General features: G+C 61.0%; 15 protein-coding genes. 12 read left to right on the forward strand and 3 right to left on the reverse strand.

Annotated elements, in window-relative coordinates; genetic code table 11:
- Positions 1-2 precede the first annotated feature (2 nt).
- From QRN61_RS00650 to QRN61_RS00665, 4 genes are all read left to right on the forward strand, one after another.
- Positions 3-968, forward strand: a complete 966-nt coding sequence (locus QRN61_RS00650) for an L-carnitine dehydrogenase (protein WP_096795714.1) — start codon at positions 3-5, stop codon at positions 966-968.
- 127 nt (positions 969-1,095) lie between these two features.
- On the forward strand, positions 1,096-1,572 hold the full coding sequence (locus tag QRN61_RS00655; RefSeq protein ID WP_097089043.1) for a thioesterase family protein: 477 nt from the start codon (positions 1,096-1,098) through the stop codon (positions 1,570-1,572).
- A 23-nt stretch (positions 1,573-1,595) separates the two neighbouring features.
- Entirely contained in the window at positions 1,596-2,759 is a 1,164-nt protein-coding gene (locus QRN61_RS00660; RefSeq protein ID WP_285373000.1) for a gamma-butyrobetaine dioxygenase, read from the forward strand.
- Positions 2,760-3,128: 369 nt separating this feature from the next.
- Positions 3,129-3,392 carry a hypothetical protein gene (locus QRN61_RS00665; protein WP_007962640.1) on the forward strand — a complete coding sequence of 88 codons (264 nt, stop codon included), beginning with the start codon at positions 3,129-3,131 and terminating at the stop codon, positions 3,390-3,392.
- Between the two features lie 87 nt (positions 3,393-3,479).
- Here the strand turns inward: QRN61_RS00665 and gbdR are convergent, their stop codons facing one another.
- Entirely contained in the window at positions 3,480-4,583 is a 1,104-nt protein-coding gene (gene gbdR / locus QRN61_RS00670) for a choline metabolism transcriptional regulator GbdR (RefSeq protein WP_007949927.1), read from the reverse strand.
- Positions 4,584-5,098: 515 nt separating this feature from the next.
- Positions 5,099-6,475: an L-serine ammonia-lyase gene (locus tag QRN61_RS00675; protein WP_115985992.1), complete on the reverse strand. Its 1,377-nt coding sequence runs from the start codon at positions 6,473-6,475 to the stop codon at positions 5,099-5,101.
- A 436-nt stretch (positions 6,476-6,911) separates the two neighbouring features.
- On the opposite strand from QRN61_RS00675, the gene QRN61_RS00680 reads away from it, so the two are divergent.
- The 3 genes from QRN61_RS00680 to choV all read left to right on the forward strand — a co-directional run bounded on the left by QRN61_RS00680 (position 6,912) and on the right by choV (position 9,946).
- Complete coding sequence (locus tag QRN61_RS00680) at positions 6,912-7,859, forward strand: choline ABC transporter substrate-binding protein (protein ID WP_027610641.1); 948 nt, start codon at positions 6,912-6,914, stop codon at positions 7,857-7,859.
- 66 nt (positions 7,860-7,925) lie between these two features.
- Positions 7,926-8,771 carry a choline ABC transporter permease subunit gene (choW, locus tag QRN61_RS00685; protein ID WP_007962645.1) on the forward strand — a complete coding sequence of 282 codons (846 nt, stop codon included), beginning with the start codon at positions 7,926-7,928 and terminating at the stop codon, positions 8,769-8,771.
- Positions 8,768-9,946 (forward strand): choline ABC transporter ATP-binding protein, encoded by a 1,179-nt coding sequence (choV, locus tag QRN61_RS00690; protein WP_007962646.1) that lies wholly within the window; start codon positions 8,768-8,770, stop codon positions 9,944-9,946. The genes choW and choV overlap by 4 nt, the downstream gene beginning before the upstream one ends.
- Positions 9,947-10,200: 254 nt before the next feature.
- On the opposite strand, the gene betT is transcribed toward choV, so the two are convergent.
- Positions 10,201-12,198 (reverse strand): choline BCCT transporter BetT, encoded by a 1,998-nt coding sequence (betT, locus tag QRN61_RS00695; RefSeq protein WP_285373001.1) that lies wholly within the window; start codon positions 12,196-12,198, stop codon positions 10,201-10,203.
- Positions 12,199-12,626: 428 nt separating this feature from the next.
- Here betT and betI point away from each other — a divergent pair, with 428 nt between their 5' ends.
- The 5 genes from betI to QRN61_RS00720 all read left to right on the forward strand — a co-directional run bounded on the left by betI (position 12,627) and on the right by QRN61_RS00720 (position 19,732).
- Positions 12,627-13,247 (forward strand): transcriptional regulator BetI, encoded by a 621-nt coding sequence (betI, locus tag QRN61_RS00700; RefSeq protein ID WP_041063389.1) that lies wholly within the window; start codon positions 12,627-12,629, stop codon positions 13,245-13,247.
- 62 nt (positions 13,248-13,309) lie between these two features.
- Positions 13,310-14,782, forward strand: coding sequence for a betaine-aldehyde dehydrogenase (gene betB / locus QRN61_RS00705; RefSeq protein ID WP_285373002.1), 1,473 nt, complete (start codon positions 13,310-13,312; stop codon positions 14,780-14,782).
- A gap of 209 nt (positions 14,783-14,991) precedes the next feature.
- Positions 14,992-16,695 (forward strand): choline dehydrogenase, encoded by a 1,704-nt coding sequence (gene betA, locus QRN61_RS00710; RefSeq protein ID WP_027610638.1) that lies wholly within the window; start codon positions 14,992-14,994, stop codon positions 16,693-16,695.
- A gap of 257 nt (positions 16,696-16,952) precedes the next feature.
- A complete protein-coding gene (locus QRN61_RS00715) occupies positions 16,953-18,395 on the forward strand; it encodes a TldD/PmbA family protein (RefSeq protein WP_285373003.1) in 1,443 nt (480 codons plus the stop codon).
- Positions 18,395-19,732, forward strand: a complete 1,338-nt coding sequence (locus QRN61_RS00720) for a TldD/PmbA family protein (RefSeq protein WP_285373004.1) — start codon at positions 18,395-18,397, stop codon at positions 19,730-19,732. Before QRN61_RS00715 ends, QRN61_RS00720 begins: the two co-directional genes overlap by 1 nt.
- Positions 19,733-19,779: the final 47 nt, after the last annotated feature.

The raw sequence follows: 19,779 nt of genomic DNA on the forward strand, positions 1-19,779 counted from the left end.
CCATGAGCTTTATCACCGACATCAAAACCTTCGCCGCCCTCGGCAGCGGTGTCATCGGCAGCGGCTGGGTCGCGCGTGCCCTCGCCCATGGCCTCGACGTGGTGGCCTGGGACCCGGCGCCCGGCGCTGAAGCTGCGCTGCGCAAACGCGTGGCGAATGCCTGGGGTGCGCTGGAGAAAAACGGTCTGGCGCCCGGTGCTTCGCAGGATCGTCTGCGTTTTGTCGCGACCATCGAAGAATGCGTGCGCGATGCCGATTTCATTCAGGAAAGTGCCCCGGAACGCCTCGAGCTGAAACTCGATCTGCACAGCAAAATCAGCGCAGCGGCCAAGCCTGATGCCTTGATCGGATCGAGCACTTCCGGCCTGTTGCCGAGCGAGTTCTACGAGAGCTCGACCCACCCTGAACGCTGCGTGGTCGGGCACCCGTTCAACCCGGTTTACCTGCTGCCGCTGGTGGAAGTGGTCGGCGGCAAGAACACCGCGCCCGAGGCCGTGCAAGCGGCGATGAAAGTCTACGAATCCCTCGGCATGCGCCCGCTGCATGTGCGCAAGGAAGTGCCGGGATTCATCGCTGACCGTCTGCTCGAAGCGCTGTGGCGCGAGGCGCTGCACCTGGTCAACGACGGGGTGGCGACCACTGGCGAGATCGACGACGCGATCCGTTTTGGCGCCGGGCTGCGCTGGTCGTTCATGGGCACGTTCCTGACCTATACGCTGGCCGGCGGTGACGCGGGGATGCGTCACTTCATGTCGCAGTTCGGCCCCGCGTTGCAGTTGCCGTGGACTTATCTGCCGGCACCGGAACTGACCGACAAGCTGATCGACGATGTGGTCGATGGCACCAGCGACCAGCTCGGCCGCCACAGCATTTCGGCGCTGGAGCGCTATCGTGATGACTGCCTGCTGGCGGTGCTGGAGGCGGTGAAGACCACCAAAGAAAAGCATGGAATGAGTTTCAGCGAGTAATCCTTGCTCAGCAATTCCGGCCCCTTCGCGAGCAAGCCCGCTCCCACAGGTGACCGCATTCCAATGTGGGAGCGGGCTTGCTCGCGAAGACGGCAGCCCAGTCACTAATAATGTTGGATCTGACACCATGCCCACTCTCACCACCTACCAAACCACCATCATCCCCGACTGGGTCGACTACAACGGCCATCTGCGCGACGCCTTCTATCTGCTGATTTTCAGCTACGCCACCGACGCGCTCATGGACCGTCTCGGCATGGACAGCAACAACCGCGAAGCCAGCGGCCACTCGCTGTTTACCCTTGAACTGCACCTGAATTACCTGCACGAAGTGAAGCTCGGCGCCGAGGTCGAGGTGCGCACGCAAATCATCGGCCACGACAGCAAACGCCTGCACCTCTATCACAGCCTGCACCTGGCCGGCGACGACAAGGAACTGGCCGGTAACGAGCAGATGCTGTTGCACGTCGATCTCGCCGGCCCACGTTCCGCGCCGTTCACCCCGGACACCTTGAGCCGCCTGCAAGCCATCGCCGCCGAGCAAGTCGATCTGCCCGCCCCGGCTTACATCGGCCGTGTCATCGCTCTGCCACCCGCCCGTTAATCCCTCCCACGCAAGGAGCCGCCATGCACACCGCTGCCGCTGTTGCCGATTTCCGTACTTATCCGTTGATCAGCGCGCTGAGCGGCGTGCAGAACCTGGCGGATCGCGTGTCGATTGCCTGGGCCGACGGCCGCGTCAGCCCGTTCCATCACGTCTGGTTGCGAGATAACTGCCCGTGCGAGCAGTGCGTCTACACCGTCACCCGTGAGCAGGTATTCGAGATCGTCGATGCCGCGCCGGATCTCGTCCCCGCCAACGCGCACATCGACAGCGACGGCTGTCTGCAGATCGACTGGCAGGACGGCCATCGCAGTCGCTTCGATCCGGGCTGGCTGCGTGCGCACGCCTATGACGACGAGTCCCGCGCCGAACGTCTGGCCGCCAAACCCAAGGCTTACCTGTGGCGCAGCGATTTGCAGCTACCGGTATTCGAATATTCAGCGCTGATAAACGACAACGGCGCGCTGCTGCAATGGTTGATCGCGGTACGCGACATCGGCCTGACTCAGGTGCGCGGCGTGCCCACCGAACCGGGTTCGCTGAAGCTGATCGCCCAGCGCATTTCGTTCATCCGCGAGAGCAACTTCGGCGTGCTGTTCAACGTGCAGTCCAAGGCCGATGCCGACAGCAACGCCTACACCGCTTTCAACCTGCCGTTGCACACCGACTTGCCGACTCGCGAGCTGCAACCGGGTCTGCAATTTCTGCATTGCCTGGTGAATGATGCCGAGGGTGGCGAGAGTATTTTCGTCGATGGTTTTGCGATTGCCGACGCGTTGCGTCAGGAAGCACCGGAGCTGTTCCAGGCGCTGTGCGAAATCCCCGTGGAGTTTCGCAACAAGGACCGCCACAGCGACTATCGTTGCCTGGCGCCGATCATTGCGCTGGATGCGCTGGGCCGGGTCGCGGAGATTCGCATGGCGAACTTTTTGCGCGGCGCATTCGATACATCGGTGGAGCAGATGCCGCTGCTGTACCGGGCCTATCGGCGCTTGATTGCGATGACCCGCGAGCCACGATTTCGGCTGATGCAGCGACTCAATCCGGGGGAGCTGTGGTGCTTCGATAACCGCCGCACGCTGCATGCGCGCAATGCGTTTGATCCAGCGACCGGGGCGCGGCATTTCCAGGGTTGCTACATCGATCGGGATGAGTTGTTGTCGCGGATTCTGGTGTTGCAACGGTAAACCGCGTCATCGTTCTTCGCGAGCAGGCTCGCTCCCACACTGGAATGCATTTCAAATGTGGGAGCGAGCCTGCTCGCGAAGGCGTCAGAGCCAACCACACACCGCTCCCGGATTCACGGGCAAAAAAAGCCCCGATACAAGCCGTGACAGGATCGGGGCAGAGGGTACTGTTGAGGAGCTGCCAGTCGAGGGTGACCAAACCGTCTGTAGCGAGCTGAGGTCAGTGTGCCGACTCCCCTTGGCACTGAGTTAGCCGAAAACGACCTGTTCATAGCCGTCGCGGCCACTGCGACAAATCGCCCTTGCCGTGCCTCCACATGCCCACCAGAATCGAGTCACGACCTCCGTTGCCGAAGAAGGAAGCGCGCCATGATGTATGCCGATTTGATCGATCAGGAAGACTTGTTGGGCCAGCTCAAGGCATTGGGTTTTCAAGTGCCGAGCGGTTCGACCGCCGAGCAGGCCTGTGAGTGTGCGGTGCGTGGTCTGGACAATGTTCGCGCGTTTGAATTGCGCAAGATGGTCAAGGACATGTACACCAGCGGCGCCAGTATCCAGCCTGCGGTGCGCCAGGCGATCGACAAACAGTTGTTGCCGGCGTTGGCGGATTACCAGCAAAGCCATAGCGCCTGATAAATCCATTCGCGAGCAGGCTCGCTCCCACATTTGAAATGCATTCCAGGTGGGAGCGAGCCTGCTCGCGAAGAACGATGACTCGGTCTACAGCCTTACGCTGGCAAACGTCGACTCATTACGCGCCTGACTCAACGCCGACATCGGTCCCGACAGCGGCGACATCACGATCGCCTGCGGCAGCGGCAGCATCGCCACTTGCTGGGTGGTGTTGGAGCCTACGCGTTCGTCACGCGGCGGAATGCCGAAGTATTCGCGGTAGCACTTGGAGAAGTGCGGCGTCGAGACGAAACCACACACCGACGCCACTTCGATGATCGACATCGGCGTTTGCTTGAGCAACTGCCGCGCGCGGATCAGGCGCAGCTTCAAGTAGTAGCGCGACGGCGAGCAGTGCAGGTATTTCTGGAACAGCCGCTCCAGCTGTCGACGCGACACGGCGACGTACACCGCCAGTTCGTCGAGGTCGATCGGCTCTTCCAGATTGGCTTCCATCAGCGCAACGATTTCCTGCAGTTTCGGCTGGTTGGTGCCGAGCATGTGCTTGAGCGGCACGCGCTGATGATCCTGCTCGTTGCGGATGCGTTCGTAGACGAACATTTCCGAGATCGCGGCGGACAGCTCACGCCCATGATCGCGGCTGATCAGGTGCAGCATCATGTCCAATGGCGCGGTGCCGCCGGAGCTGGTGAAACGGTTACGGTCGAGGGTGAACAGGCGAGTGCTCATCGCCACACGCGGGAAAGCTTCCTGCATCGCCGCCAGACATTCCCAGTGCACGCTGCAATCGAAGCCGTCGAGCAGACCGGCGCAAGCCAAAGCCCAGCTGCCGGTGCACACCGCGCCCAGACGCTTGGACTGACGCGCCTGGCTTTGCAGCCACGAGACGTGTTCACGGGTCACGGTGCGTTGAATGCCGATCCCGCCGCAGACGATCACGGTGTCCAGGGGCGGAGCTTTGTGCATGGAGGCATCGGGGGTGATTTGCAGACCGTCACTGGCCCACACCTGACCGCCATCGACGGTCAGGGTGCTCCAGCGATACAGCTCACGACCGGACAATTGGTTGGCCATTCGCAGGGGCTCGACTGCGGAGGCCAGAGAAATCAGCGTGAAATTGTCCAGCAGCAGAAAGCCGATGGATTGAGGCGCACGGTTCTGGGGTTGGGCCCCGGAGTTGAACGACGTCATCGCGGTATCTCCTCACACAAAGCGGGTGATGGCCTCAGGCGGAGGCTCTTGTTATTGCCGGCGTTCTCGCGTGGGAGACGGGCTTTGTTATGACAGAGCAATTGCCATGCCTAAAATTGAATGGCTGTTCAATAACTCCTGAAAACGACGTCGCGACGTGTCTATTCAAGACGTCGGACACACGGTGTTTCGAAGTGCCATCAGCGGCGCCGAGAGCCCTGCCCCGCTGCCCGTGAGCAGATCGGTAGCACTTGTGGGAACGGGCTTGCGCGCAGTTGTTTCAGAGTGTCACCGCAAGCACGGGTGACGGACGGCAGGGAGTGCGAATGGCGCACTGCGAGTGGGAAAAGCTCTTATCTGATTGCGACGCGCTAAAAGGTGGCGTGATTGTTTTGTTGTGTTCACTTAGCGCGCAGTTTTGATTGGTCTGGCGCTATCGCGAGCAGGCTCACTCCTACAGGGGAACGCATTCCAAGTGTAGGAGTGAGCCTGCTCGCGATGGGAGCGACACGGTCTCAGCACTCAACCGCGCTGACCGCCAAACCACCCCGCGAGGTCTCTTTATATTTGTCATGCATATCGGCGCCGGTATCACGCATGGTGCGGATCACCCGGTCCAGCGAGATGAAGTGCTGACCATCGCCACGCAGGGCCATCTGCGCTGCGTTGATCGCCTTCACAGCGGCAATTGCGTTGCGCTCGATACACGGCACCTGCACCAGGCCGCCGACCGGATCACAGGTCAGGCCGAGGTTGTGTTCCAGGCCGATTTCCGCCGCGTTGCACAGTTGCTCCGGCGTCGCGCCGAGAATCTCCGCCAACCCCGCCGCCGCCATCGCGCAGGCCGAACCGACCTCGCCCTGGCAGCCGACTTCGGCACCGGAGATCGAGGCGTTCTTCTTGCACAGAATCCCCACCGCCGCCGCGCCCAGGAAGTAATCGACGACGTTGGCGTCGGTGACCGCTTCGCTGAACTTCATAAAGTAGTGCAACACCGCCGGAATGATCCCCGCCGCGCCATTGGTCGGCGCCGTGACCATACGCCCGCCCGCGGCGTTTTCTTCGTTGACCGCCAAGGCGAACAGGTTGACCCATTCCATCGCGCTCAACGTCGAACCGATCACGTTGGGCTTGTTCAACTCCTGCAGGCTGCGATGCAACTTGGCCGCGCGCCGGCGCACATTGAGACCGCCGGGAAGGATGCCTTCGTGCTTGAGGCCCTGCTCGACGCAATCCTGCATCGCCCGCCACAGCTTCATCAGTCCGGCGCGGATTTCCTCTTCGCTGCGCCAGACCTTTTCGTTGGCCATCATCAGTTCGGCGACGCGCAGGTTGTTCTTTTGGCACAGCTGCAGCAGTTCCACCGCGCTGGAAAAGTCATAAGGCAATTCGGTGCGATCCAGATCGACCACACCGCTGGATGCCTGCGCCTGATCCACGACAAAACCGCCACCGACCGAATAGTAGGTGTCGCGATGAATTTCGCCGTGATCGCCTTCGGCAACCAGAGTCATGGCGTTGGGGTGGAACGGCAGGTTTTCGTCGATCAGGCGCATGTCGCGAGCCCAGACAAACGGCACCGACAGACGACCATCCAATAACAGCGTGTGAGTTTCGCGCAGCGCCTGAATACGCGGGCCGATCTGCGACGGGTCGATTGCGTCCGGCCACTCGCCCATCAAGCCCATGATCACTGCATTGTCGCTGCCGTGGCCGATACCGGTAGCCGACAGTGAGCCGAACAGTTGCACTTCTATACGCCGTACCTGCTCGAGCAGGTGCCGGTCGCGCAGCGATTCGACAAACAGGGCGGCGGCGCGCATCGGGCCGACGGTGTGGGAACTGGACGGGCCGATGCCGATTTTGAACAGGTCGAAAACGCTGATAGCCATTGCTGCAGAGCTCCTGAGGATGCCGGTCCGGGGCGTTAAGCGCCCGCTGGCGGAGCTGCTACGCTCAAGCTGCGATCCGCCGGAATGCCCGCATCATCAGGCTTTTGTCAGGTCGCTCGGCGTCTGACACCGACGCACTCATGCCCACCAACGCCGTGCCGGTTTCCTCCCGTGTTTTCGCCGTTTTTATGCGGTTCAGATGGCCAAACGGGGCGGAAAAAAGCTGTAAACGACGTCACTGACACTGGATGCGACCATCCCTGTACTGGATACGACCCACCCTGTAGGCGTCAGATTTTCACTGGTACATGATCGTTATGACTCGATTGCAAGGCGCCGTGGTAGAGCTGTCTCCAGAACGCCATCCAACCGCAACCTATAAGTGCGGTGGTCCACAGTCGGAACACTGCCAAAAAAAACACCAAGGAGTCCATCCATGAAAGGTTCCCCGTCGTTGTTGTTGGCCGCCATGCTGAGTCTGCCGTTACTGGCTCAAGCCGCAGAACCGGCGCAGTGCAGTACCGTGAACTTCTCCGATGTCGGCTGGACCGACATCACCGCCACCACCGCCACCACCTCGGTGGTGCTCGACGCCCTCGGCTACAAAACCAAGACCACCATGATCTCCGTGCCCGTGACCTACAAGTCGCTGGCCGACGGCAAGAACATGGATGTGTTCCTCGGTAACTGGATGCCGACCATGGAAAACGACATCAAGGCCTACCGCGATGCCGGCACCGTCGAAGTGGTGCGCACCAACCTCAAGGGTGCCAAGTACACCCTCGCCGTACCGCAAGCCCTGTACGACAAGGGCCTGCATGACTTCGCCGACATCGCCAAATTCAAGAAAGAGCTCGATGGCAAGATTTACGGCATCGAGCCTGGCAACGACGGCAACCGCCTGATCCAGAGCATGATCGACAAGGACGCTTTCGGTTTGAAAACCGCCGGCTTCAAGGTCGTCGAATCGTCCGAAGCGGGCATGCTCTCGCAGGTCGACCGCGCGCAGAAACGCGACACCGCCGTGGTCTTCCTCGGCTGGGCGCCGCACCCGATGAACAAGCGCTTCAAGATTCAATACCTGACCGGCGGCGATGACTTCTTCGGCCCCGATTTCGGTGCTGCCACCGTGGCGACCAACACCCGCAAGGGCTACACCACCGAATGCAGCAACGTCGGTCAGTTGCTGAAGAACCTGGAGTTCACCGTCGACATGGAAAGTACCCTGATGGGCAACATCCTCGACGACAAGATGAAGCCTGAAGCGGCCGCCAAGGCCTGGCTGAAAAAGAACCCACAGGTGCTCGATACCTGGCTCGCTGGCGTGACCACCATTGACGGTAAACCAGGCCTGGAGGCCGTGAAAGCCAAGCTCGCACAGTAATTGCCTTACGCCGGGCGAGTTCGCTCGCCCGGGCTGTTTATTCCTTGCATGCGGACGTTCACTACCATGCTGATTGATCAGAAAATCCCTTTAGGCCAGTACATCGCGGGCTTCGTTGAATGGTTGACGCAACACGGCGCCAGCACCTTCGACGCAATCGCCGTGACACTGGAAACGATGATCCACGGCGTGACGTTTGCGCTGACCTGGTTCAATCCCTTCGTCTTGATCGGCCTCATCGCCCTGCTCGCGCATTTCATCCAGCGCAAATGGGGGCTGACTGTTTTTGTGATTGCCTCGTTCCTGCTGATCCTCAACCTGGGGTACTGGCAGGAAACCATGGAAACCCTCGCCCAGGTCATGTTCGCGACCCTGGTCTGCGTGGTCATCGGCGTACCGCTGGGCATCGTCGCTGCGCACAAGCCGATGTTCTACACTTTAATGCGTCCGGTACTCGATCTGATGCAGACCGTACCGACCTTCGTTTACCTCATTCCTACCCTGACCCTCTTCGGGCTGGGTGTGGTGCCGGGCCTGATCTCCACGGTGGTGTTCGCCATCGCTGCGCCGATCCGCCTGACCTACCTGGGCATCCGCGATGTCCCGCAAGAACTGATGGACGCCGGCAAGGCCTTCGGCTGCTCGCGTCGCCAATTGCTCTCACGGATCGAACTGCCTCACGCCATGCCGAGCATCGCTGCCGGCATCACCCAGTGCATCATGCTGTCGCTGTCGATGGTGGTGATCGCGGCACTGGTAGGCGCCGACGGACTCGGCAAACCGGTGGTCAACGCACTGAACACTGCTGATATCGCCCTGGGCTTCGAAGCGGGCCTGGCGATCGTACTGCTGGCGATCATGCTCGACCGTATCTGCAAACAACCCGACGCCAAAGTAGGGGGTGACGCATGAGCATAATTCGCTTCGATAACGTTGACGTGATCTTCACCAAGGATCCGCGCGAAGCACTGAAACTTCTCGATCAAGGCTTGACCCGCAGCGAGATCCTGAAAAAGACCGGGCAGATCGTCGGCGTGGAAAAGGCCAGTCTGGACATCAACAAGGGCGAGATCTGCGTACTGATGGGCCTGTCCGGCTCCGGCAAGTCGAGCCTGCTGCGCTGCATCAACGGCCTCAACACCGTGAGTCGCGGCAAGCTGTTCGTCGAGCACGAAGGCAAGCAGATCGACATCGCTTCCTGCACCCCGGCCGAACTGAAAATGATGCGCACCAAACGCATCGCCATGGTGTTCCAGAAGTTCGCCCTGATGCCGTGGCTGACGGTGCGCGAGAACATCAGTTTCGGTCTGGAAATGCAGGGCCGACCGGAAAAGGAACGGCGCAAGCTGGTCGACGACAAGCTCGAACTGGTCGGCCTGACCCAATGGCGCAACAAGAAGCCCGATGAACTCTCCGGCGGCATGCAGCAGCGTGTCGGCCTGGCCCGGGCACTGGCGATGGACGCCGACATTCTGCTGATGGACGAACCGTTCTCGGCACTCGACCCGCTGATCCGTCAGGGCCTGCAGGATGAACTGCTGGAACTGCAACGCAAGCTGAGCAAGACCATCGTGTTTGTGAGTCACGATCTCGACGAAGCACTGAAACTGGGTAGCCGCATCGCGATCATGAAGGACGGCCGGATCATCCAGTACAGCGTGCCGGAAGAGATCGTACTGAACCCGGCGGACGACTATGTGCGCACCTTCGTAGCCCACACCAACCCGCTCAACGTCCTGTGTGGCCGCAGCCTGATGCGCACGCTGGACAACTGCAAACGCATCAACGGTTCGGTGTGCCTCGACCCGGGTGGCGATTCGTGGCTGGACCTGGCCGAAGGCAACACGATCAAGGGTGCGCGGCAGAACGGTTCGGTGCTGAACCTGCAGAACTGGGCACCGGGGCAAGCAGTGGAAGCCCTTGAGCGCAAGCCGACACTGGTGGACTCGAACATCGGCATGCGCGACGCGCTGCAGATTCGCTACCAGACCGGCAACAAACTGGTGCTGCACGACAACAACCATGTGGTGGGGATTCTGGGCGACAGCGAGCTGTATCACGCGTTGCTGGGCAAGAACCTGGGGTAAGAACCCCGGACACAAAAACGCCGCGAGAGGATCGCGGCGTTTTTGTTGGTACAGGTTATTCAGTTGCAAACAGAGAACCTGTGGTGAGGGGATTTATCCCCGATGAGCTGCGGAGCAGTCCTGAAACCTGTGACAGCGATTTATCTGAACTACCGCAATTGCCGGCTTGGGGCCGCTTCGCGACCCATCGAGGATAAATCCCCTCACCACAATGGTTTAACGGTGCAGCTGACCGCACCGCAAAACTTCAGGGGTTAGCTATACACCCGGCCAAGGAGCTGCCGATGGCTTTCAAACTGATCGAGCACATCGCGTGTGATCTGATCCTGCGTGAAGCCCATCAGGTCGTAGTCCTGGCTGCCGTTGTGCAAATACACCTCGGCGCGGTAGTAACGCTGGCGCGCTTCATCGGACTGGGCCGATTCGGTCGGGGTCGCCAGATAGCCGTCCAGGCTCACTTCGTAGACGAAAGGGTTGCCCTCTTCCATCTCGACGCGCACGCCCATGCAGCGTTTGGATTTGCCCAGCAGCGTCTGCACTTCCAGACCCTGTGCACGCAGTTGTGCAGCAGCGTCGTCAAGTGCCGGGGTCACGTGTTTGTCCATGAAGCGCTGCACCACCGATTGGCTCGGTTGCAGATCCAGCTGCGTCAGACGCTCGCTGAAACCACGACGACCGCGCTCAGCCAGTTGCGCCTGCTCCTGTTCGATCTGCACGTCCTGGCGCATGGCCTTGTGCAAGCCGAACATGAAGAACACCAGCACCACCGAGAACGGCAGACCGGCCAGCACCACCATGGTTTGCATGGCTTCGAAGTTACCGGCGAACAGCAGACCGATGGTCACCAGCGTGATCACCACCGACCAGAAGATCCGCAGCCAGTGCGGCGCATCTTCATCAACGTTGCCGCCCTTGCAGGAAAGATTCGCCATCATCACCGCGCCGGAGTCGGCCGGGGTCAGGAACAGCACGAAACCGACGAAGATCGACACACCGATAACGACTTTCGACGCCGGGTAGTGTTCCAGCAACTGGTAGATCGCCATCGACGGTTGTTCCAGCGCCGTCTTGCCAAGTTCGACCGCCCCCTGGTTCATCACCAGATCCAGTGCCGAGTTACCGAAGATCGACAGCCACGCCAGGGTGAAACCCAACGGGATCAGCAGTACACCAGCGACCAGCTCACGCACGGTACGACCACGGGAAATACGCGCGATGAACATGCCTACGAATGGTGCCCAGGAAATCCACCACGCCCAGTAGAACAGGGTCCACAGGCCCAGCCAGCGGTCGGACTTGGCGCTGTCGCCTTCATAGACGTACAGGTCGAAGGTCTTCAGCACCACGCTGTTGAGGTAGTCGCCGATGTTCTGCACGAAGCCGTTGAGCAGGTGCAGGGTCGGGCCGAACAGCAGGACAAAAATCAGCAGGCCGCTGAACAGCACGATGTTCAGGTTGGACAGACGACGAATGCCGTTTTCCACACCGGACACGGCAGCGATGGTCGCCACGGTGCTCATCACGATGATCACGATCAGCAGGTTGGTGTTGCTGTGTTCCATGCCGAACAGGTTTTCCAGCCCCGAGGACACTTGCAGCGAGCCGATCCCCAGGTTGGTCACCAGACCCAGCAGGGTCACGAACATGCCGAAGCCGTCCACCGCGTGACCGGCCGCGCCTTTGACCCAACGCTCGCCGACCAGCGGATACAGCGCCGAACGCAGGGCCAATGGCTGGTTATGACGGTAAGCGAAGTACGCCACGGCCAGACCGACCAGCGCATAGATCGCCCAGCCGTGCAGGCCCCAGTGCAGGAAGGTCAGTTGCACCGCCTGACGCGCGGCCAGGTTGGTGGCCGCTGCGCCTTCCGGCGGATTGAAGTAATGGTCCAGCGGCTCGGACGCGCCGAAGTACAGCAGCGAAATACCGATACCCGACGAGAACAGCATCCCCGCCCAGGCGCCGTAACTAAAATCCGGGGTGTCGTCCTTGCTGCCCAGTTTGAGTTTGCCGTAGGAGGAAAACGCCAGGCCCACCACAAACACCAGGTACGCGGCGATCACCACCATGTAGTACCAGCCGAAGCTGCGCGACAACCAGGCCTGAGCGATACCCAACAATCTGCCGGCCTCTTGCGGGGCGATGATCAGAATGGCGGTCAACAACAGAATCAACGCGGTAGAGGTGTAAAACACCCAACCGTTGACCGTCACCTTCTCGGGCGGGGTCTTTATAAGAGAGGCAGAACTCATGGCACAAATGCTCCAGGCAGTGCGAGAGAAGAACACAAGGCAACACGGAACCCGACCAATCGGTTAGTTGGCAGCCGACCGGCGGGTGATATAAAGACACCCCGAAAAAAGCCCGAACCTGCCGAAATGGCGTTGCGAATCGCTTTCGTGGCCAAAGCTGTGCGGACGTTCATCCGAAACCTGGCCCCGAGCGTCTTGCCCATTCAACACGTCCATCGAATAGCGAACCGCGCCATGCCCCACGCAGGTTTCAAGCATTTTCGGATGTCGTTTTATCGCCATTTACAAGCAGAAAAAATCTGTAGGCAGCGACGATTTGTCGCAGATCTTATTCTTTGTTGATTGAACGTTCAATCAAAACAAAATAGACTGGCCCTCAATCCGATAGGCGTTTATCGCCCTTCGGAAGGCCTAAGGAGATGTGCAAGATGCCCAAGGTCGGTATGCAACCCATCCGCCGCCAACAACTGATCGAAGCCACGTTGCAGGCGGTCGATCAGGTCGGTATGGGGGACGCCAGCATTGCGCTGATCGCCCGTTTGGCCGGTGTCTCGAATGGCATCATCAGTCACTATTTTCAGGACAAGAACGGCCTGATTGCCGCCACGATGCGGTATCTGATGAATGTCCTCAGCGAGAACGTCACCGCGCGCCGACAGGCGCTGGCAGACAGCAGCCCACGGGCGCATCTGCAGGTGATCATCGAAGGCAACTTCGACGCCAGCCAGGTCAATGGCCCGGCAATGAAAACCTGGCTGGCCTTCTGGGCCACCAGCATGCACCAGCCGTCTTTGCACAGGTTGCAGCGGATCAACGATCACCGTCTGTATTCCAACCTGTGCTGCGAGTTCCGCCGTGTGTTGCCGCTCGAAGATGCGCGCAGCGCCGCGCGTGGACTGGCAGCGTTGATCGACGGCTTGTGGTTGCGCGGCGCGCTGTCGGGAGACGCTTTCGACACGGCGCAGGCGCAACAGATCGCGTACGAATACATGGATTTCCAATTGGCCAAGCAGGTGAGCCAGAGCACACAGAAAACGCTCGGTACCTGAACCGCCACCGCAGTTTCAGCGCGGTGGTCGACGCCAACCACTAATGCACTTGCGAGGACACTATGGCCCGTTTCGAACTGCAAAAACTCTACATCGATGGCGCGTACTCCGACGCTGGCAGCGATGCCACTTTCGAAGCCATCAACCCGGCGAACGGTGAAGTCCTCGCCCAAGTGCAACGTGCGACCAAGGAAGACGTCGAGCGTGCTGTGGTCAGCGCTGAAAAGGGCCAGAAAATCTGGGCCGCGATGACCGCCATGGAGCGTTCGCGCATCCTGCGTCGCGCCGTCGACATCCTGCGCGAGCGCAACGATGAGCTGGCTGCTCTGGAAACCCTGGACACCGGTAAAGCCTTCTCCGAAACCAAATACGTCGACATCGTCACCGGCGCCGACGTGCTGGAATACTACGCAGGCCTGGTGCCGGCGATCGAAGGCGAGCAGATTCCGCTGCGCGACACTGCCTTCGTCTACACCCGTCGCGAGCCACTGGGCGTGGTCGCCGGTATCGGCGCGTGGAACTACCCGATCCAGATCGCTTTGTGGAAATCCGCACCAGCCCTGGCCGCCGGTAACGCAATGATCTTCAAGCCAAGCGAAGTCACCTCGCTGACCACCCTGAAACTGGCCGAGATCTACACCGAAGCCGGCCTGCCAAACGGCGTGTTCAACGTGCTGACCGGCAGCGGCCGTGAAGTCGGCACCTGGCTGACCGAGCACCCGCGCATCGAGAAAGTCTCCTTCACCGGCGGCACCGACACCGGCAAGAAAGTCATGGCCAGCGCTTCGGCTTCGTCGCTGAAAGACGTGACCATGGAACTGGGCGGCAAGTCGCCGCTGATCATCTGCGACGACGCCGACCTCGATCGCGCCGCCGACACCGCGATGATGGCCAACTTCTACAGCTCCGGTCAGGTCTGCACCAACGGTACTCGCGTATTCGTACCGAGCCACCTGAAAGCCGCTTTCGAAGCCAAGATCGTCGAGCGCGTCGCGCGCATCCGCATCGGCAACCCGGAAGACGAAAACACCAACTTCGGCCCGCTGGTCAGCTTCGCCCACATGGAAAGCGTGCTGGGCTACATCGCCAAGGGTAAAGAAGAAGGTGCCCGCGTGCTGTGCGGCGGTGAGCGTCTGACCGACGGCGAATTCGCCAAAGGTGCCTTCGTTGCACCGACCGTGTTCACCGACTGCACCGACGAGATGACCATCGTCCGTGAAGAAATCTTTGGCCCGGTGATGGCGATCCTCTCCTACGAGACCGAAGAAGAAGTGATCCGCCGCGCCAACGACACCGACTTCGGCCTGGCCGCCGGTATCGTCACCAAAGACCTGAACCGCGCACACCGCGTGATTCATCAACTGGAAGCCGGTATTTGCTGGATCAACGCTTGGGGCGAGTCCGACGCGAAGATGCCGGTTGGCGGTTACAAGCAGTCGGGCGTGGGCCGTGAAAACGGCATCAGCTCGCTGACCAACTACACACGCATCAAATCGGTACAGGTCGAGCTGGGCGATTACGTCTCGGTGTTCTGATCTGACGCAACTCTGAAGTTGGGGCCCTTGTGGCGAGGGAGCTTGCTCCCGCTGGGCTGCGCAGCGGCCCCAACTGCAGACACCGCGCTCATCCAGACAGAGCTCGGTCGCAGGTTCTGCGACTGCTTCGCAGTCGAGCGGGAGCAAGCTCCCTCGCCACAGAAAGTGGCCACTCGGCAGCCTGACCACATCTAAAGAGGGTGCATTCAATGTCCCAAGAATTCGATTACATCATCATCGGTGCCGGCTCGGCCGGTAACACCCTGGCGACCCGTCTGACTGAAGACGAAGGCGTCACCGTGCTGCTGCTCGAAGCAGGCGGCCCGGACTACCGTTTCGACTTCCGCACGCAAATGCCGGCTGCATTGGCATTCCCGCTGCAAGGTCGTCGCTACAACTGGGCGTATGAAACCGATCCGGAGCCACACATGGACGGTCGTCGGATGGAGTGCGGTCGCGGCAAAGGCCTCGGCGGCTCCTCGCTGATCAACGGCATGTGCTACATCCGTGGCAACGCGATGGACTACGACGGCTGGGCGAAGCTGCCAGGCCTGGAAGACTGGACCTACCTCGACTGCCTGCCGTACTTCCGTAAAGCGGAAACCCGCGACATCGGCCCGAACGACTACCACGGTGGCGACGGCCCGGTCAGCGTGACCACGCCGAAGGCGGGCAACAACCCGCTGTTCCACGCCATGGTTGAAGCCGGCGTGCAGGCCGGTTACCCGCGCACCGAAGACTTGAACGGCTACCAGCAGGAAGGCTTCGGCCCGATGGATCGCACCGTGACGCCGAACGGCCGTCGTGCTTCCACCGCCCGTGGCTACCTCGACGTCGCGAAAAAGCGCTCGACCCTGACCATCGTCACCCACGCCCTGACCGACAAGATTCTGTTCGAAGGCAAGCGTGCGGTCGGCGTGCGTTACCTGGTCGGTTCGGCGGAAGAACGTGTTGAAGCCAAGGCACGCAAGGAAGTCCTGCTGTGCTCCGGCGCCATCGCTTCGCCGCAGATTCTGCAGCGCTCCGGTGTCGGCCCGGCAAAACTGCTGGAAAGCCTCGACATCCCGGTGGTCCACGACCTGCCGGGCGTCGGTGAAAACCTGCAGGATCACCTTGAGCTGTACCTGCAATACGCCTGCACCCAACCGGTCTCGCTGTACCCATCGCTGCTCTGGTACAACCAGCCGGCCATCGGTGCCGAGTGGCTGTTCAACGGCACCGGCATCGGCGCCAGCAACCAGTTCGAAGCCGGCGGTTTCATCCGTTCGCGTCCGGAATTCGAGTGGCCGAACATCCAGTACCACTTCCTGCCGGTAGCGATTAACTACAACGGCAGCAACGGTGTGAAAGAGCACGGCTTCCAGGCACACATGGGTTCCATGCGTTCGCCGAGCCGTGGCCGCATCCAGTTGAAGTCCAAGGATCCGCGTCAGCACCCGAGCATCCTGTTCAACTACATGGCCACCGAGCAGGACTGGCAGGAATTCCGTGACGGCATCCGCCTGACCCGCGAAATCATGCAACAGCCTGCGCTGGACGCCTTCCGTGGCCGCGAAATCAGCCCGGGCATCGACGTGCAAACCGATGAGCAGCTGGACAAGTTCATCCGCGAGCACGCCGAAACCGCGTTCCACCCGTCCTGCTCGTGCAAGATGGGCACCGACGAGATGGCCGTAGTGGATGGCGAAGGTCGCGTGCACGGCATGCAGAGCCTGCGTGTGGTCGATGCCTCGATCATGCCGATCATCACCACCGGTAACCTCAACGCGCCGACGATCATGATCGCCGAGAAAATCGCCGACAAGATCCGTGGCCGCAAGCCACTGCCGCGTAGCAATGCTGCCTACTACGTGGCTGGCGGTGCGCCAGTGAAGGGCAAGCCGATGCGTGATATCACGCCTGTTGCTCAGTAAGGCGTAATACCGAGGCGCTACCTTCGCGAGCAGGCTCGCTCCCACATTGGAATGCATTTCAAATGTGGGAGCGAGCCTGCTCGCGAAGGGGCCCTCACCTCCAGCACAAATTCCCCTGCTGCACAGTAAATCCTCCTACACCCCCTCTTCACTTGATCCTACCCCCACGCAGGCCTACTCTAGACCTCGCGCAATCGTTTCACCCCTCCCCCGCCGAATCGCTTCACCCCGCAACTCCATAACAAGGAGGTTCCCGAATGTTCGATTTCCACCCCCAGCTCAAGCAGCGCTTCGCTGCCTTGCGCACGGGCGCCGAGTTTTTTTCCCTGCGGTATGTACGCGAGTCCGGCCAGTACCTGTCGGTGCGCAAGAACGTCGCCGAGCCGCCAAGCCTGAGCCGCGACGAAGGCGCGATGCTCACTGTGCGCGTCAACGGCGTCGAGGCTTACGCGGCGACCAACGACCTGTCGCAGCAAGGCCTGCAAGCCGCCCTTGAGCGCGCCGAACAGCAGGCCCGGCGACTGAAGCCGCACGCCTTGCTCGACCTGCGCAACCAGCCGGTGTCGAGCGATCGCGCTGATTACTTTTCGCCCAATCTTGAGCAACCCTTCCCGTCCCTGAGCGAATGCTTCGAGCTGCTCGGCGCGGAATCCGCCTCGGTGCCAAAGGATGAGCGCCTGGTGAATTGGGAAGCGAGCATCGGCATCACCTACGTCGAGCAGATCTACCTGAGCAGCGCCGGCGCCGAATTGCGCCAGGCCCAGCGCTTCGTCTATCCAGGCCTCGACGTCACCGCCTACGACGGCCACGACAGCCAGACCCGTTCCCTCGGCCGCGAGAACTTCGGCCAGCAGGGTGGCGCGGACGTGATCAGCCGTTGCGGCCTGGTCGGCGCCGGCCCGAAGGTGGCCGATCAGGCCCTGCAACTGCTGCTCGCGCCGAACACCCCGCAAGGCCCGCGCGATCTATTGCTGATGCCGGACCAGATGATGCTGCAGATTCACGAGTCCATCGGTCACCCGCTGGAACTCGACCGCATCCTCGGTGACGAGCGCAATTACGCCGGCACCAGCTTCGTCAAAACCAGCGACTTCGGCAGCCTGCAATACGGCTCGAAGCTGCTCAACGTGACCTTCGATCCGGACATTCCCGAAGAGCTGGCCAGCTACGGCCACGATGACGACGGCAGCAAAGCCAGCAAACAATTCCTGATTCGCGAAGGCTTGCTGTTGCGGCCATTGGGCGGCGCGCTTTCGCAGTTCCGTGCCGGTCTCGACGGGGTTGCCAACAGCCGCGCCTGCGGCTGGAACCGGCCGCCGATCGACCGCATGGCCAACCTCAACATCGAGCCGGGCGATCAGTCGCTGACGCAACTGATCAGCGGCATCGAGCACGGCATTCTGATGAGCACCAACCGTTCGTGGTCGATTGACGATGCGCGCAACAAATTCCAGTTTGGTTGCGAGTGGGGTCAGTTGATCGAGAACGGTGAACTCAAGGGTGTGGTGAAAAATCCGAACTACCGGGGCATTTCCGCGCACTTCTGGAAGAGTCTGCGCGCGGTCGGCAATGCCGGCACCCGAATGGTGCTGGGCACGCCAAACTGCGGCAAGGGCGAGCCGAACCAGGTGATCCGCGTCGGCCACGCTTCACCGGCCTGCGTATTCAGCAACGTTGATGTGTTTGGGGGAGACGCCTGATGAGCATTTCGAAGAGTCAGTCCGACGCCTTCAAGGTCATGGTCAATTGGCTGCGCGACAGCGTGCGCGAGCCGGAACAATTCACCCTCAGTTACGCCGCCGAATCCTCGGCGTTCGTGCGTTTCAATCACGCCAAGGTGCGTCAGGCCGGTCAGGTGCAGCAAGCCGACGTCGGGCTGAAGCTGATTAACGACGGCCGTCACGCCGATCTGCACATCACCCTGTCCGGTGATCAGGAAGCCGATCTGCAACGCCTCGCCGAAGGCCTGCAACAATTGCGCGAAACCCTGCCGTTGCTGCCACAGGATCCGTACCTGCTGCTCAACCACAACGGCTGGCAGAGCAACAACGTGCAGGAACATCCGCTGCCGGACACCGAGCAGGTGGTCGAGGAAATCTGCACCGCTGCTGAAGGTCTGGATCTGGTCGGCTTCTATGCTGCCGGCCCGATCAGCCGTGGTTTCGCCAGCTCCTCGGGAGCGTTTGGCTGGCATCAGGCCAACAGCTTCAACTTCGACTTCAGCCTGTTCCACGACAATGGCGAAGCGGTGAAAGCCAGCTACGCCGGGCACGAGTGGAGCAGCGAAGGCTTCACCCGCCGCTTCCAGCAGGCCCGCGAGCAACTGGCGTTCCTCGGTCGACCGTTACGCACCCTCGCACCGGGGCAATACCGCGCCTACCTGGCACCGGCCGCGCTGGAAGAAATCATGGGCATGCTCAGCTGGGGCGGTTTCTCGGCGCAGTCGATTGCCAGCAAGAGCAGCCCGCTGCAGAAGCTGTATGTCGGCGATCAGGCGTTCAGTCCGCTGGTCTCGCTGGATGAGCAAGTCAGCGGTTCGTTGAGCCCGGCGTTCTCCGGCGAGGGTTATCCGCGCAGTGATCTGCGGCTGATCGTCGAAGGCAAGGCTGGCGATCAACTGGTCGGTTCGCGCAGTGCCGCCGAATACGGCCTGACCGCCAACGGCGCCGGCGGCGGTGAAATGCCAAGTGCACTGAACATGGCCGCCGGTGATCTGTCACAGGCAGAGATCCTCAAGCAGTTGGGCACCGGGCTGTACATCAGCAATCTGTGGTACCTGAACTACTCGGATCAACCAGCGGCGCGCCTGACCGGCATGACTCGCTTCGCAACTTTCTGGGTCGAGAACGGCGAGATTCAGGCGCCGGTCAGCACCATGCGTTTCGACGACAGCGCTTACAGTCTGCTGGGTTCGCAGCTGGAAGCATTGACCGCCGAGCGTGAGTTGCTGCTGTCGGCGAGCACGTATAGCCAGCGCAATACCTCGTCGGCGTTGCTGCCGGGGGCGCTGGTGAGCCGACTGACCTTGACCCTGTAATACCAGGATCTCCAAAACACTGGAGATCTACTGTGGGAGCGGGCTTG

The sequence above is a fragment of the Pseudomonas sp. lyk4-TYG-107 genome (assembly GCF_030209055.1).
Taxonomy (GTDB): Bacteria; Pseudomonadota; Gammaproteobacteria; order Pseudomonadales; family Pseudomonadaceae; genus Aquipseudomonas; species Aquipseudomonas putida_A.